The organism is Pseudomonas sp. DW-iso3 (genome assembly GCF_058725305.1).
Window position 1 is genome coordinate 185,182 of the sequence record NZ_JBZXDZ010000002.1, and the last position, 14,761, is coordinate 199,942.

Genomic DNA, 14,761 nt, shown 5'->3' on the forward strand with positions numbered 1-14,761 from the left:
AGCCAGCTCCCACAGTTGGACCGCGTTCTGGCGTGTACTGTCGATGGCTTTATAGGTTGATGCACCGCTCAGTCAATTTGAAATGCGGTGAAAAATGTGGGAGCTGGCTTGCCTGCGAAAGCGGTGGGTCAGTCGGTATATCCGTCACTGAAAGACCGCATTCGCGAGCAAGCCCGCTCCCACATTTTGATTGCGTTGAGTCAGTTACATCGGCGCCAACGGCGGTGTGCGCGGTGGAATCTGGCGTTTGCTGCCCGTCGCTTCATACGCCGAGGCAAACCGCAGCAGCGCCGAATCATCATAGGCGCGCCCGGCGAATGTCAGCCCTATCGGCATGCCGATATCCGCCATTACACCCATCGGCACGGTAACGGTCGGCACGCCCAGGTGGCGGATGGCGAGGTTGCCGTTAGCCACCCAGACGCCGTTGCTCCAGGCGATGTCGGCAGAGGCTTCGTTCACGTCGGCGTCCGCCGGGCCGACGTCGGCGACGGTCGGGAACAGCACTGCGTCGAGACCGAGCTTATCCATCCAGTCTTCCAGGTCGATCCGCCGGGTCTGTTCCAACCCGCGCAGGCCATCGGGGACTGTGCTGATCTCGTTCCACGGGGTGATGCCGCGTTCGGCCATGCGCACGTATTCGTCCATGCCGGCGGCCAAGTCGTCCTCACGGTTGGGCAGGGTGCCGGGGTCGTGGGGGAAGATCTTCGGCCCGTCCACATCGGCCAAGCGGTTGAGCGCCGGGTCGTTGTTGGCGCGCAGGAAGTCATCGAAGGCCCAGGCCGACAGTTCCCACAGTTCATCGTGGAGGAATTCCTTGGACACCAGCCCCCGGGTGAACACGGTGGGTGCGCCAGGGCGGTCGCCTTCGCAGTTGGACACCAGCGGGAAATCCACATCGATCACTTCTGCGCCGGCGGCTGTCAGCGCCTGGCGTGCGTCTTGCCACAGGTCGATCACGCTGGCGCGGGCGTTGATTTTCTGCCCGGTCGGGCCACCGATCCCAGGTTTTTCGCTGGTGCCAGCGTCGGGGTCGGCGTTGATGTACATGCGCGGCACGCCAAAGCGTTTGCCGGCGAGGGACTCGGCAGTCGACGCCAATTCAGCGTAGCAAGCAGGGCGTACCGAGGTGACGCTCGGGATCGGCACCCACGGCTGCAGGCGCCACAGGTCGCCACGGGTGTCCGGGTCTTCGGCGACTACCACGTCGAGCACTTCCAGCAGGTCGGCCATGGTGCGGGCGTAAGGCACCACCACGTCCATGGTCGGCGTGAGCGGCCAGTTGCCGCGCACCGAAATCACCCCGCGGGACGGGGTGTAGGCGCACAGGCCATTGTTGGACGCCGGGCCGCGCCCGCTTGACCAGGTTTCTTCTGCCAGGCCAAAGGCCGCAAAGCTCGCCGCCGTCGCGGTGCCAGCGCCGTTGGACGAGCCGGAGGCAAACGGCGCGGTCAGGTAATCGGCGTTATACGGGCTTTCTGCGCGGCCATACACGCCACGTTGCATCCCGCCATTGGCCATCGGCGGCATATTGGTCTTGCCCAGGCAGATGGCACCGCCGGCGCGCAGGCGCTCGATGGTGAACGCATCACGCTGGGCGACCAGCTTGGCAAACGCCGGGCTGCCGGATGCCGCAGTCAGGCCCTTGACCAGGTAGCTGTCTTTGGCGGTGTAAGGAATGCCATCCAATGGCCCCAGGGTTTCGCCTTTGGCCCGGCGTGCATCGGACGCCTCGGCTTCCTTCAGCGCTTCGGGGTTGCGCACCACCACGGCGTTCAAGGCGGTGGCGGTCTGCGGACCGTCATAGGCATCGATCCGTGCCAGGTAGGCTTTTACCAGTTCTACGGCCGTGGTCTGGCCGGATTCAAGCGCAGCGCGCAATTGGGCAATGGAGACTTCGGTAACTTGCATCACGTTTTTTCGCCGCCTTCAAATGGGGGTATGGCGGCAGTCTACGTACAGATATTTCACAAAACCAGCGTCGCATAATCCGCATAGGCGCCGCGCATCACCTGCCACGTGGCCTCGTCAGCGGGAATCAGGTGTTCGATACGCAGGGAGGTGAGGGTGATGTCCTGGGGCATGCCGAAGGTGGTGAAGGTGGACAGAAAATTCAGCTCGCCCTGGCTTGAGCGCACACGGGTCAGCACCAGCGGTGGCAGGTGCGCAGGCAGGTCGGTGTTGGCGGGTGTCGGCAACCCCGCCAGCAGCGCCGCCAGTTCGGGGTTGCCCAGCGCTTCTCGGGTGGCGCGTTGCCAGGCCAGGATGCGGATCTCGTCGGCATTGATCAGATGATCGCCCAGGCCGCCAGGTTGCAGCAGCGTCGTCAGCAAGTTCACGCCCTCGGCCGCATCCTGACGAATACCCACCAACTCAAATAACACGCCGGTACTGGCATTCGCCGCCAGCACTTGCCACTGGCTGCCCAACAGAATGGCCGGGGCTGGATTGTTGGCGTGCAGTACATGGCTGACCGCTTCACGAATCGCCGCCATGGCGGGCGAGGCGAGTGGGGTGGCGGCATAGCGTGGGGCGTATCCGGCGGCGAGGAATATGCGGTTGCACTGCTCCAGCGGTGCCTCCAGCGCGGTCAACAGGTTGTGTAACGTTCCGGGACTCGGCTTGGCGCGTCCGGTTTCGATGCAACTGAGGTGGCGCTGGGAAATGCCGGTGATCAGGGCCAGGTCGAGTTGGCTCAACGTGGCGTGCCGGCGCAATTGGCGCAGTTGTTCGCCGGCAGTAACAGGGTTGTCCATGGCGGAATCATGACCTCCGAGGTCATTGCGAAGGGCCGAACCCTATCACTAACGTGGGCCTTTATCACTTCAAGGACGCGACCATGAAAAGACCTTATGTTGCCCTGGCTGGTTTGCTCGGGTTTTCGCTGTACACCCTGGCGACGATGCTCACGGCTGATCAGTCGCTGCTGGCCTTTGGACAGGAGCTGCTGTCACGGCCGGACACCGCGCAAGTGGTGATCGACCTGTACCTGATGGCGGTGCTGGCATGCGTATGGATGTACCGGGATACGCAGCGGCGCGGTCGGTCGGTGGCGTCGGTGCTGCCCTATTTTTTGCTCACGGCGGTGTTTGTGTCGGTGGGGCCGTTGCTTTATCTGGTGGTGATCGGAGGCCGGGATGAATGAGCGTTTGCACCTCGATGCGCGGTGTGTGCTGACGGGGGCGGTGAGCGTGCTTGCGTTCGTCACGAGCACGCTCGTTGACGAGCTCTAGCCGTAGGAGCTGGCGCCGGTCCGGTCCACCAGACGAATATTGTCGCGCCCACCGCGCTTGGTTTCATACAGCGCGGTATCCCCTTGCTCAATCAACGCCGCCAGGCTCGGCGGCGGTTGATCGAACAGGTTGGCGCCGATGCTCAGGGTCACTGGCGCCGGGGTGTTGAAGGTCTGCGAGGCGAGTTGGTGAAACTGGTCGCGCAGGCTGCTGCCCAGTTCGACGATCTGTTCGGTGGACGCCGGGTTGAGCAGGATCACGAATTCATCCCCGCCCAGGCGTGCCGCCAGCGCGCCCTGGGGCACCACGCCGCGGATCATTTCGCTCAAGGCGATCAGCAGGCGGTCGCCGGCGGTATGGCCGTGGAGGTCGTTGACCGATTTGAAGTTGTCGATGTCGATCAGCAACAGCGCTCCCGGTTGCGCCGGCGACACTTGGGCAAGCAGGCGCGGTGCGCGCAGGTCGAGGGCGCGGCGGTTGTAGAGGGCGGTCAGCGGGTCGCGGGCGGCGAGGCGGGCGATCTGTTGTTCGCGGCGGTAGCGTTCGGAGCCGGTCATCGACAGTGCAATCAGCATGATCGCCATGGCGCCTTCCACCAGGGAAATCTGAATGATCTCGCCTTTGAAGGCGGCCAGGTCGATCAAGGTGCCGGGGATCAGCACCGACAGCGCCTTGGCCACATAAAACCCACCATGAATCAGCAGCACATACCGCAACTGCACCGCGCCGATGCTCAAGGATTTGCCGTGGGGCCGTAGCAGGAAACTGGCGCGCAGCGTCGGCAATGCCACTAACAGTGACTGCACAGCCAGCATCGCTTTGGACCATAAAGGGTCGGCCGGCAACATCAGCATGCCCAGCCAGACCACCAGCATCAGCAGCCACAGTCGCGACAGGCGCGTTTGGGTGAACCGCGCCACGCCGAGCAAAAACAGGAAGTGCGCAGTCACCAGCAAGCCGTTGGCAAACCAGATGCCGATCATCAGGTAGCCATTGATGCGCAGCAGGGCGAGGGTTGAACCGATGCAGATGGTGGCGAAACCGGTGCTCCAGCACAGCAGCGAAGGTTCGCGCACGCTGCGCCATTCAACGGCCAGGTACAGGGCGGCAGCGGCTGCCAGGGCAACGGTGAGTGCCAAAATCGTAGGAGGGTCGAGCGTCATTTCTTGCCGGGTCTGCCTGGTGTGCGTTTAGAACCGGGATTGTAAGCGCACACGCAGGTTTTTCAGAGCGTTCATCGTGATGGCACACAGCCAGGCGATGATCGGCAGGTCAGGCGCCTTTGGTCGTGGGCAACAAGACCGTGAGGATGCCCACCAACGGCAGGAACGAGCACAGTTTGTACACGTACTCGATACCGTGGGTATCGGCGAGCAAACCGAGCAACGCCGCACCGATCCCGCTGAAGCCGAACATCAGGCCGAAGAAGATCCCGGCGATCATGCCCACGTTGCCGGGCACCAGTTCCTGGGCATACACCACGATGGCCGAGAAGGCCGACGCGATGATAAAGCCGATCACCACACTCAACACCGCCGTCCAGAACAGGTCGACGTAGGGCAGGGCCAGGGTGAACGGCGCGGCGCCGAGGATGGAGAACCAGATGACTTTCTTGCGGCCGATCTTGTCGCCGATCGGGCCGCCCGCAAAGGTGCCGACGGCCACGGCGCCGAGGAACAGAAACAGGTACATCTGGGAGCTGGAAACCGACAGCTGGAATTTCTCGATCAGGTAGAACGTGAAGTAACTGGTCAGGCTGGTCATGTACCAGTATTTGGAGAACACCAGCACGGCCAGCACCACCAGGGCAAACGTCACGCGGCCTTTGGACAGGCCGTGGGTGGCTTTGCCGCCTTGCTTGAGCTTGAACAGGTTGAGGTGGTGGCGGTACCAGCGACTCAGGCCGTACAGCACAAGGATGGCGAACACCGCAAACAGCCCGAACCAGGCGATATGGCCCTGGCCGTAGGGAATGATGATCGCGGCCGCGAGCAACGGGCCCAAGGCGCTGCCGGTGTTGCCGCCGACCTGGAACGTCGACTGCGCCAAGCCGTAGCGCCCGCCGGAGGCCAGGCGCGCGACGCGGGAGGTTTCCGGGTGGAAGGTCGACGAGCCAACGCCGACCAAGCCGGCAGCGAGCAGAATCGCCGGGAAGCTGCCGACAAACGCCAGCATCAAAATGCCGATCAGGGTGCACACCATACCCGCCGGCAGCAGCCATGGTTTTGGGTGGCGGTCGGTGTGGTAGCCGATCCATGGCTGCAGCAGCGAGGCGGTCAGTTGGAAGGTCAGGGTGATCAGGCCCACTTGGGTAAACGACAGGCCGTAGTTGGCCTTGAGCATCGGGTAGATCGACGGCAGCACGGCCTGGATCAGGTCATTGATCAAATGCGCCAGGGCGCAGGCGCCGAGGATACGCATGACCAAGGGGCTGGCTTGGGGTGTCGTGGTTGCAGCGGCGGGTGACGCAGTGAGGGTCGACATGCAGGCATTCCATACAAGGCAGCTAATCAGAGGCGGCCACTTCTTAAGTCGGCCATCCATTACAAAATGATTCGGCGTTCATGCTAGATTCGTCAGGAATGCCTGTCTCGCGTAATTCGGGCGACAACTATCGCAAAAAGGGCGAAATGATTAAACCACTGAACGAATTCCTCCAGGAAATCAATGAAGGCGCCTGGGCGGTCATCAGTTCCGCCACGGATTACCCGGAAAACTGGGTGATCCCCGAGCATAGCCACGAGAAGCACCAACTGCTCTATGCCATCGAAGGCGTGATGGTGGTGTACTCGGCGCTCAACCAATGGACGGTGCCGCCCAATCGCGGGATCTGGATGCCCGCCGGGCAGGTGCATTCCCTGCGTTGCGTGGGCACCCTGAAAATGCGCAGCGTGTTTGTGCGCCCGGATCGCTTCCCGAACATGCCCGGCGAGCCGAAGACCGTGAGCATCTCGCCGTTGCTGAGCGAGCTGATCAAGGCGTCGGTGAGCCTGAAACCGCCGTACGCCGAGGACTCGCGGGACGCGCGGATCATGCACCTGATCCTTGACGAACTCGCCATCCTGCCCGCATTGCCACTGTCTTTGCCCCAGCCCGCCGACCCGCGCCTGCAGCGCATCTGCCTCGCGTTGCAAGATGAACCGGGTGACGCTTCGACTGTGGCGCATTGGAGTGAGCGCCTGAGCCTGGACCAGAAAACCATCCAGCGCCTGTTCCGCAAGGAAACCGGCATGACCTTCGGCCAGTGGCGCCAGCAGGCGCGCTTGCTGCTGGCGTTGGAGCGCATTGCGGTGGGGGAGAAGGTGATCGATATCGCCCTGGAGCTGGGCTATGAAAGCCCGAGCGCCTTTACCAGCATGTTCAAGAAGCAGTTCGGCAAGACGCCGAGTCATTTCTTCAGGTAGCACCCTGCGTGACGTTGGCGTGCAGGTCCAGCAGGCCGTTGAACCCGTCGAAGTCCAGCGGTCGGCTGAGGAAATAGCCTTGGCCCTCTTCAGAGGCCACGCTCTTGAGCATTGCCAAGTGCTCAGCGGTTTCGATGCCTTCGGCTGTCACCGTCAGGGCCAGGGCTCGGCCCAGACCGACAATCGCGTGGATGATTGCCTTGTCATCGTCGCTTTCTTCCAGGCGGGTCAGGAAGCTGCGGTCGATCTTCAAACCATCGAATGGGAACGCCCGCAGATAGCTCAGGGATGAGTAGCCGGTGCCGAAATCATCCATGGCGATGCGTAGGCCCAAGCGCTTGAGCGTGTGCATGACCTCCAGTGCGCCGCTGGCATCTTCAAGCATGACGCTTTCGGTGATTTCAAGTTCCACCCGCGCCGGGTCGATACCGGAGACCGCCAGTGCCTGGCGTGTGCGCTCCACCAGGTTGCCCCGCTTGAACTCGGTGGGTGACAGGTTCACCGACACAAACAGATGTTCCGGCCATTGGGCAGCGCACGCGCAGGCGGTTTCGAGTACCCAGTCGCTCAACGCCAGGATCAGCCCCGATTCTTCGGCAATCGGGATGAAGGTGTCAGGTGCAATCAGCCCACGCACAGGATGTTGCCAGCGCACCAAGGCTTCGGCGCCTACCATTTGCCCGTCGGCGATGCGATAGCGCGGCTGGAAATACAAGCGCAGCTCGCCGTGCTTGATGCCGTAGCGCAGATCGCTCTCCAGGCGTCGACGTTCGATGATCCGCGCGTTCATGTCGCCGGAGTAGAACCGCCAGGTATTACGGCCTGCCGCTTTGGCTTCGTACAGGGCAATGTCAGCGTAGCGCAGCAGTTCCGCGGCCTCGCGGGCATCGTTGGGGGCGATGGCGATCCCGATGCTGGCGCTGACGAACACCTCTTGCTCGTCGATTCTGATCGTGCGCTCTATGGATTCGATCAGGCGCTTGCACAGGATTTCGACTTCGTCTTGCGTACCTGCATCCGTCAGGATCAGTACAAACTCATCACCGCCAATACGGGCGACCAGATCGCCATGGCGTACGCAGTCGGCCAGTCGGGAAGACACTTCGTTGAGCACCCGATCACCGGCAGCGTGTCCAAGCAGGTCATTGACCGGCTTGAATCGATCGAGGTCCAGGCTGAGCATGACCAGGGGCTGCTCCGAGGTGGGCATGGCCTTGAACTTGCCTTCCAGGAACGCTTGCAGCCGCGTGCGATTGGGCAGCCCGGTGAGGGCGTCATGCTGGGACAAGAACTCGATGCGTCGACGGGCTTCGACTTCTTCCGTCACATCGGTGGCGGTGCCGCGAAACCCGCCACACGGCATCTGCCGTGCGGACAGCCGGGTGCTGCGTTCCAGCCCCAGTGCATCGACGTAACGACACTGCACGCTGATATCCGGGCGACGCCCAGGTGCGCTGAGCCACTGGGACAGCAGGCCGGTTTCGGTTTCCAGCAAATCGTTTATCGTGGCGCCGATCCAGGCATCGCGCACCAGCCCGGTCACACCTTCGAAGCGTTCCGACAGGTAGGTAAAGCGCCAGTCGCCGTCGATTTCCCAGACCCAATCGGAACTGGCTTCCACCACATCGCGAAAACGTGCTTCGCTGGTGGCCAGGGCATTCTGGCTGTTCTGCAGCGAGGAATGGCTGGCGTCCAGGGCGAGCGCGGCCGCCGTCGTGCGGCGCGAAATGACCCAAGACATCAAGCACACCAGCAACGCAGCCAGGCCCAACAAGGGCAGGCCTACACTCATCAGGCGCAAACCGGGGCGAGCCGGCTCCCAGTGCAGGCTGCCGGCCGCACCGTTGTCGCCGAGGGGCAAGAGCAAGGTCTTGCCGATTTCATCGGGGGTAGCGATGTGCAGTTTGTCCACGCCGAACTCATCGCCGATCGCTGTCAGTTTCGCGCTGTCCAGGATGTCGACAAAGATCAGCACCGACGCCGGTCGGCCGTCGGGCAACACCGTGGGGTCGGTGCCGGGGGTGATGGCGGCGGCGGCCACCAAAGCAGGGCTGCCGCGCACGTTGATAAAGGTCGTGGCGGATGTCTCGCTGTCTGCACCGGCGCGAGCCTGCTCGATAATTCCAGTGATGGGCCCGTCGAGCCACTGGGTGAGTTCGACTGTCTGCAATTGGCCGTCAACGACGGCATACACCGTGCGGTTGGCGTCGTCGACCACGAACAGGCCTTGAAAGCCGAAGTCGTCGAACAGCGACGCGCCGATGTTGCCCCGGACAAAGGCCCAATCGTCGTCCACTTTCACGTGCAAGTGCCGGTAGGCATCACTCCAGAAGGCGTAGTCCTTGACGGTCACCCGCAGGGATTTTTCCAGAGACTGCACGGCTCTACGGGTGTAGAACGCGCTTTCAACCTGCTCGGAGCGGTCCAGTTCTTGGGCAAGGAAAATCAGCGAGTAAGCGGCGACTGCAAAGACCACGGCCAGCAAGGCCATGAACCTGAAGAGTGAGGTGCGCGCCAGCGACAGGCTGGTGCGATCGGACAGTGAGCGGACGATAGGAGCGAGAGAGTTCGGCATTGTTTCCCGCAGGGCGTCGCTGCAAGTCAGGGGGTATCACGTGCTATCGGCTGCGCCGGGAAAATATTGAGACCGCTGGCGCGTGCTGCCAGCCACGGCGACCGATGGCATGCTGGCGTCGTTCGCGCGCCTGGCGGCGCTGCTCGATGAGCCTGAAGCAAGCCCCGTGCTAGCACCATTGATCCAGCGTGGCGTTCAAGGTGGCTATGAACGCCCTTCGCAGTTCAGCCGTGAGTACGGCCGGTCAATGATCGGACGTCAAATTAGCAAAGAATATGCAGCCGATCAGTCGCGCAAACAGGCTCAGGGTTTCCGGCAGGTTGGGGTCTTCAAACAGCATCGCCCTGGAATCGAGCGCACACAGCGCGCCAAAAAGGCGGCCATCGGGCAGAAAGATCGGGGCGCCGGCGTAACTCTCGATGGCGAATTGCTTGACCACCGGGCGGGCGGCGTAGCGGCCGTTCTGGCTGATCTGCGGGATGAACAAGGTTTGCGGGTTGATGCAGAACTCGCTGCACAGGGTGGTTTCCAGGGCGAGCACGTCGTCGACATGGATGCCCAAGTCGATGGTGTCATGGACTGAACACACCACCCATTCCAGGTCGGTGAATTTGGCGATGCCGGCGAAGCGCATCCCGGTCAGGCGGGTGACCAATTGCAGGATGCTGGTGGTGGCTTCTATTTCGGCGATAGCGGCGCGTTCGTTTGCGCTGAGTAAGGACTGCGAAGCGGTGACGCTTGGAACCATGGGTGACACTCCAATGGCAGGGTGGCCAGGGCCACCCTGTATGTTCAGGTTTTAATTGATGCGCGGATGCTGCTCTACAAGGTTCTTGCGCTTGGCTTCCAACTCGGCAATCTCGGCATCGATGTCTTCGATCTTCTGCTCGATGTTGTCGTGATGTTCCTGCAGCAATTCCTTGGCTTCTTCCATGTCCGAAGCCGCCGGTGCGGCGCCACGCAGCGGCTTGTTGGCGGTTTCCTTCATGGTCAGGCCGGTGATCAGGCCGACCACGGCAAACACCATCAGGTAGTAGGCGGGCATGTACAGGTCGTTGGTGCTTTCCACCAGCCAGGCCACGGCGGTCGGGGTGAGGCCGGCGATCAGTACCGACACGTTGAACGCACTGGCCAGCGCACTATAGCGCAGGTGGGTGGGGAACATTGCCGGCAACGTCGAAGCCATCACGCCGATGAAGAAGTTGAGGATCACGGCGAGAATCAGCAAACCGGCGAAGATCAGGCCGATCTTGCCGCTGGTGATCAGCATGAACGCAGGGATGGACAGGAACAACAGGCCGATACTGCCGGCAATGATGAAGGGCTTGCGGCCGATCTTGTCGCTGATAAAACCAATGAAAGGCTGCACGAACAGCATGCCGACCATGATCGCGATGATGATCAGTACGCCGCTGTTTTCTTTGTAGTGCAGGTTGTGCGACAGGTAGCTCGGCATGTAGGTGAGCAACATGTAGTAGGTCACGTTGGTCGCCGCAACAATCCCGATGCAGGTCAACAGGCTACGCCAGTGCTTGGTCGCGACTTCCTTGAACGAGACTTTGGGGCCGTGTGTCAGGCCTTCGCGGTCACCTTGCTCCATTTTGTCCATGTGCTGCTGGAAGGCTGGGGTTTCCTCCAGCGCATGACGCAGGTACAGGCCGATGATGCCCAACGGCAGGGCAAGGAAGAACGGCAGGCGCCAGCCCCACGACTCGAAGTCGGCTTCGCCCAGGATGCTGGAAATCAGTACCACCACGCCCGCGCCCAGCACGAAACCGGCGATGGAGCCGAAGTCGAGCCAACTGCCGAGAAAGCCGCGCTTGCGGTCCGGGGCATACTCGGCGACGAAGATTGACGCGCCGGTGTATTCACCCCCTACCGAGAAACCCTGGGCCATTTTGCACAGCAACAGCAAAATCGGCGCCCAGATACCAATAGAGGCGTAGGAGGGGATCAGGCCGATGGCGAAGGTGCTCAGGGACATGATCACGATGGTCGCGGCAAGGACCTTCTGCCGCCCGTACTTATCGCCCAGTGCGCCGAAGAACAGGCCACCCAGTGGGCGGATCAGGAACGGCACGGAGAAGGTGCCGAGTGCGGCGATCATTTGTACGCTGGGTGAGGCGTCCGGGAAGAACACCTTGCCCAGCACATAGGCGACAAAACCGTAGACGCCAAAGTCGAACCATTCCATGGCGTTACCCAGGGCTGCGGCGGTGATTGCCTTGCGCACCTTGGTGTCGTCGACGATGGTGATGTCTTTCAATCCGATGGGCTTGACGCTTTTCTTACGTAATTTCATGCGGAGCACTCTAAAGCAGAACAGGGGAGGTGCCATCGTTGCGATGGCACCGCTCTGTCAGTTCAGATACAAGCGGACATGAAATAATTCAGCTCTATTTGCGTTTTTTTGCAGAAAGCTTGAACTTTACAGATTCACAGGGGAGTAATCCGTATGTCGGCCGTCGCGTCACGCCTGATCTACCGCCCACCCCAAGCGTGCGACGTGCAGCGATTGTTCGCGATCTACGGCGATCCGCAGACCAATGTGTTCAACCCCTCTGGCCCCATCGCCAGTCTTGAGGGGGCGCAACGCTTGCTGGATAAATGGCTTGAACAATGGGCCACCCAGGGCTACGGCTGGTGGGCGATTGCACGCACTGAAACGCCGCATCACATCATAGGCTTTGGTGGAATCGCGCCGCTCGACTACCTGGCCGAACGGCGTATCAACCTGGGGTACCGTTTTGCGGTGCAAGCCTGGGGGCAGGGCTACGCCACCGAGTTGGGCCGTGATGCCTTGGCGCTGGCATTCCAGACGCTCGGCCTGGGCGAGGTGTTCGGCCTGGTGCGACCGGACCATGGGGCATCAATCCGCGTACTGGAAAAGATCGGCATGCAGCGTTTCGGCGTGCTCGATGATGTGCCGGGGAAGGCACCAAGCCTGGTTTTTCGGATTTGTCATCCTACAACTGATTTTTCCTGATATTTCAAATACCCACGCAATACCGGGATAAGCGGCAATCTTTCAGATTGACAGCGTTCAGGCGTCCCGATATAAAAGCCACAGTTGTACGACGACATATGACGTTACATATGTCCTATCTAACAAAAATAAAAAGTGATGCCATGAACTTGAACGAGCCCATCAACGCGCACCGCGTTGGCCAAGCTGTAGGCAACTATCGCTGGACCATCTGCGCGATGCTGTTTTTCGCGACCACCGTCAACTACCTCGATCGCCAGGTGCTCAGCTTGCTGGCGCCTCAGTTGTCGACGCAATTTGGCTGGAGCAACACTGACTACGCGAACATTGCGGCTGTGTTCCAGTTCGTCTACGCGATCTCCATGCTGTTTGCCGGGCGCTTTGTCGACAAGATCGGCACCAAGGCGGCTTATGTGGTGGCAATCGCCATCTGGTCCACGGGCGCTATCATGCATGCGTTCTCGGTGCCCATGGGCGAGGGCATTGCGGCCATCAGTGGTGCGATTGGCCTGGCGGTGATCCCGGTGTCGATTGCCGGTTTCATGTTGTCCCGTGCGGTACTGGCGATTGGCGAAGCGGGCAACTTCCCGATTGCGATCAAGGCGACTGCTGAGTATTTCCCCAAAAAGGAACGCTCGCTGGCCACGGGTATCTTCAACTCCGGTGCCAACGTCGGCGCAATCCTGGCGCCGATCTGCGTGCCGTTGATTGCCGGTCTGTGGGGGTGGGAAGCGGCGTTTATCGTGATCGGCGGCCTGGGCTTCGTGTGGGTTGTGGTGTGGATCGCGCTTTACCAGAAGCCGGAGGAGCAGAAACGCCTGTCGCCCGAAGAACTGGCGTATATCCGTAGTGATCAGACCGTGCAGCCCTTCACCCCAGCGCCGGCCGGCGCCCCGGAAAAGAAAGTCTCCTGGTTCAAGTTGCTCACCTACCGTCAGACCTGGGCGTTTGCCTTCGGCAAGTTCATGACGGACGGCGTGTGGTGGTTTTTCCTGTTCTGGCTGCCCACCTACCTGTCGGCGCAATACGGCATGAAAGGCGCCGATATCGTCATGCCGCTGGCGGTGCTGTACAGCATGACGATGGTCGGCAGCATCGGCGGCGGCTGGTTCCCCAGCTACTTCATGGCGCGCGGTGATGCACCCTACGATGGCCGCATGAAAGCCATGCTGGTGATCGCGCTGTTCCCGCTGGTGGTGTTGCTGGCACAGCCGTTGGGCTACATCAGCTTCTGGGTGCCGGTATTGCTGATCGGCGTGGGCGCCTCGGCGCACCAGGCGTGGTCATGCAACATCTTCACCACCGTGTCGGACATGTTCCCGCAGAAAACCGTGGCCTCGGTGGTCGGTATCGGCGGCATGGCCGGCGGCCTGGGCGGCGTGGTAATGACCAAGATCGGCGGTTGGGTGTTCGACTACTACAAGTCGGTCGGTGACATCCACACCGGCTACATGATCATGTTCGCCATCTGCGCGCTGGCCTACTTGGTGGCCTGGAGTGTGATGAAGACACTGGTGCCGCGTCACAAGGAAATCACTGACTTGTAAGGTCCGATGTCCCGCGCCGCAACGGCGCGGGCCTCTTTCACAACGCACGGGCCCAGGTCTGGCTGACCAGGGATTTGCCGAAGCTGTCCATCGTTTCTTCCTCGACCAATTCGAACCCGGCTTTCTGATAGAGCTTGCGCGCATCGCTGAGGACGTCCACCGTCCACAGCTGCATGCGCTGGTAGCCGACCTGCCGGGCAAAGCGTACGCACTCATCCACCAGCCGTTGGCCGATACCCATGCCCCGCGCGCTGGCATCCACGTAAAGCATGCGCAGCTTGGCCGTGGTGTCGTCGTGGCGGATCACGAACACCGAACCCACCACTTCAGCGTCTTTTTCCGCGATCCAGCAACGCTCGCAGGTGGGATCAAACGCCCTCAGGTATTTGGCGACAGTCTCCGCCACCAGCGCTTCGAACTCCCAGTTCCAACCGTATTCACGGGCATACAACGCGGTTTGTTGCTGCACCACCACGCCCATGTCGCCGGGTTGAGGATCGCGCAGCAGGTAGTTGGGCGCCGTGCCTTGCAGCAGGGCCTGGATGCGTTTCATGGCGTCGGTGAGTTGCCGCTGTTGTGGTTCAGGCAAGTTCTCGAGCAGGGTGATGACTTCGTTCTGGGTCTGCTGTTCCAGGGGCTTCAGCACCGCACGGCCGTGGTCGGTGAGATGCAGTTGCACCGCCCGTGCATCGGTAGCGGAGCGGACTTTCTGGATCAGGCCCTTCTTTTCGAAGCCACTGGTCAATCGGCTCAAGTAGCCCGCGTCGAGGCTGAGCATCTGACACAGGTCCGCGCTGGTGAGATCGCCGCGGGTAGACAATTCGTACATCACGCGGATTTCGGTGAGCGAATAGTCGCTTTGCAGCAGGTGTTCCTGCAGTACGCCGATCTGGTGGGTGTAGAAGCGATTGAAACTGCGCACGATGCCGGCGCGTTCGACAAGCAAGGGAGTGGACATGCTGAAATGCTCGAATAGTTGCCTGAAGCAATTATATTGTTGCTTCAGGCAACCATGT

General features: G+C 61.3%; 12 protein-coding genes and 1 pseudogene. 5 read left to right on the forward strand and 8 right to left on the reverse strand.

The genetic code is table 11. The features are described 5' to 3' along the window. Positions 1–204: 204 nt before the first annotated feature. Positions 205–1,914, reverse strand: coding sequence for an amidase (locus tag AC4PS7_RS06555; RefSeq protein WP_492179239.1), 1,710 nt, complete (start codon positions 1,912–1,914; stop codon positions 205–207). A 53-nt stretch (positions 1,915–1,967) separates the two neighbouring features. Then, positions 1,968–2,756: a helix-turn-helix domain-containing protein gene (locus tag AC4PS7_RS06560; protein WP_045792042.1), complete on the reverse strand. Its 789-nt coding sequence runs from the start codon at positions 2,754–2,756 to the stop codon at positions 1,968–1,970. Between the two features lie 83 nt (positions 2,757–2,839). On the opposite strand from AC4PS7_RS06560, the gene AC4PS7_RS06565 reads away from it, so the two are divergent. After that, positions 2,840–3,145 (forward strand): DUF2834 domain-containing protein, encoded by a 306-nt coding sequence (locus AC4PS7_RS06565; RefSeq protein ID WP_106119161.1) that lies wholly within the window; start codon positions 2,840–2,842, stop codon positions 3,143–3,145. 84 nt (positions 3,146–3,229) lie between these two features. Here AC4PS7_RS06565 and AC4PS7_RS06570 read toward each other — a convergent pair whose 3' ends face one another. Both AC4PS7_RS06570 and AC4PS7_RS06575 read right to left on the reverse strand, forming a co-directional pair. Further along, on the reverse strand, positions 3,230–4,396 hold the full coding sequence (locus AC4PS7_RS06570) for a GGDEF domain-containing protein (protein WP_029529132.1): 1,167 nt from the start codon (positions 4,394–4,396) through the stop codon (positions 3,230–3,232). 109 nt (positions 4,397–4,505) lie between these two features. Further along, positions 4,506–5,717 (reverse strand): MFS transporter, encoded by a 1,212-nt coding sequence (locus AC4PS7_RS06575; protein WP_137206024.1) that lies wholly within the window; start codon positions 5,715–5,717, stop codon positions 4,506–4,508. A gap of 98 nt (positions 5,718–5,815) precedes the next feature. Here AC4PS7_RS06575 and AC4PS7_RS06580 point away from each other — a divergent pair, with 98 nt between their 5' ends. Further along, on the forward strand, positions 5,816–6,637 hold the full coding sequence (locus tag AC4PS7_RS06580; protein WP_021492999.1) for an AraC family transcriptional regulator: 822 nt from the start codon (positions 5,816–5,818) through the stop codon (positions 6,635–6,637). Here AC4PS7_RS06580 and AC4PS7_RS06585 read toward each other — a convergent pair. Further along, positions 6,630–9,212, reverse strand: a complete 2,583-nt coding sequence (locus AC4PS7_RS06585) for a bifunctional diguanylate cyclase/phosphodiesterase (RefSeq protein ID WP_492179240.1) — start codon at positions 9,210–9,212, stop codon at positions 6,630–6,632. The two genes, AC4PS7_RS06580 and AC4PS7_RS06585, sit on opposite strands and share 8 nt — an antisense overlap. A 94-nt stretch (positions 9,213–9,306) precedes the next feature. On the opposite strand from AC4PS7_RS06585, the pseudogene AC4PS7_RS06590 reads away from it, so the two are divergent. After that, positions 9,307–9,408, forward strand: a pseudogene (locus AC4PS7_RS06590) (AraC family transcriptional regulator N-terminal domain-containing protein); the annotation flags it as partial. Between the two features lie 48 nt (positions 9,409–9,456). On the opposite strand, the gene AC4PS7_RS06595 reads toward AC4PS7_RS06590, so the two are convergent. Both AC4PS7_RS06595 and proP read right to left on the reverse strand, forming a co-directional pair. After that, positions 9,457–9,960, reverse strand: coding sequence for a GAF domain-containing protein (locus AC4PS7_RS06595; protein WP_010210129.1), 504 nt, complete (start codon positions 9,958–9,960; stop codon positions 9,457–9,459). 51 nt (positions 9,961–10,011) lie between these two features. Next, positions 10,012–11,514, reverse strand: a complete 1,503-nt coding sequence (gene proP / locus AC4PS7_RS06600; protein ID WP_010210130.1) for a glycine betaine/L-proline transporter ProP — start codon at positions 11,512–11,514, stop codon at positions 10,012–10,014. A 153-nt stretch (positions 11,515–11,667) separates the two neighbouring features. Between proP and AC4PS7_RS06605 the strand changes: the two genes are divergently transcribed. Then, positions 11,668–12,198, forward strand: a complete 531-nt coding sequence (locus AC4PS7_RS06605) for a GNAT family N-acetyltransferase (protein ID WP_010210131.1) — start codon at positions 11,668–11,670, stop codon at positions 12,196–12,198. 143 nt (positions 12,199–12,341) lie between these two features. Continuing rightward, positions 12,342–13,745: an MFS transporter gene (locus AC4PS7_RS06610; RefSeq protein ID WP_010210132.1), complete on the forward strand. Its 1,404-nt coding sequence runs from the start codon at positions 12,342–12,344 to the stop codon at positions 13,743–13,745. Positions 13,746–13,782: 37 nt separating this feature from the next. Here AC4PS7_RS06610 and AC4PS7_RS06615 read toward each other — a convergent pair whose 3' ends face one another. Next, complete coding sequence (locus AC4PS7_RS06615) at positions 13,783–14,703, reverse strand: bifunctional helix-turn-helix transcriptional regulator/GNAT family N-acetyltransferase (RefSeq protein WP_010210133.1); 921 nt, start codon at positions 14,701–14,703, stop codon at positions 13,783–13,785. Between the last annotated feature and the right edge of the window lie 58 nt (positions 14,704–14,761).

Coding starts and splice junctions, on each gene's coding strand:
- AC4PS7_RS06560 (WP_045792042.1), bottom strand. CDS start 2,756: ATGGACAACCCTGTTACTGCCGGCGAACAACTGCGCCAATTGCGCCGG.
- AC4PS7_RS06595 (WP_010210129.1), bottom strand. CDS start 9,960: ATGGTTCCAAGCGTCACCGCTTCGCAGTCCTTACTCAGCGCAAACGAA.
- AC4PS7_RS06580 (WP_021492999.1), top strand. CDS start 5,816: ATGCCTGTCTCGCGTAATTCGGGCGACAACTATCGCAAAAAGGGCGAA.
- AC4PS7_RS06615 (WP_010210133.1), bottom strand. CDS start 14,703: ATGTCCACTCCCTTGCTTGTCGAACGCGCCGGCATCGTGCGCAGTTTC.
- AC4PS7_RS06570 (WP_029529132.1), bottom strand. CDS start 4,396: ATGACGCTCGACCCTCCTACGATTTTGGCACTCACCGTTGCCCTGGCA.
- AC4PS7_RS06565 (WP_106119161.1), top strand. CDS start 2,840: ATGAAAAGACCTTATGTTGCCCTGGCTGGTTTGCTCGGGTTTTCGCTG.
- AC4PS7_RS06610 (WP_010210132.1), top strand. CDS start 12,342: ATGAACTTGAACGAGCCCATCAACGCGCACCGCGTTGGCCAAGCTGTA.
- AC4PS7_RS06575 (WP_137206024.1), bottom strand. CDS start 5,717: ATGTCGACCCTCACTGCGTCACCCGCCGCTGCAACCACGACACCCCAA.
- AC4PS7_RS06585 (WP_492179240.1), bottom strand. CDS start 9,212: ATGCCGAACTCTCTCGCTCCTATCGTCCGCTCACTGTCCGATCGCACC.
- proP (WP_010210130.1), bottom strand. CDS start 11,514: ATGAAATTACGTAAGAAAAGCGTCAAGCCCATCGGATTGAAAGACATC.
- AC4PS7_RS06605 (WP_010210131.1), top strand. CDS start 11,668: ATGTCGGCCGTCGCGTCACGCCTGATCTACCGCCCACCCCAAGCGTGC.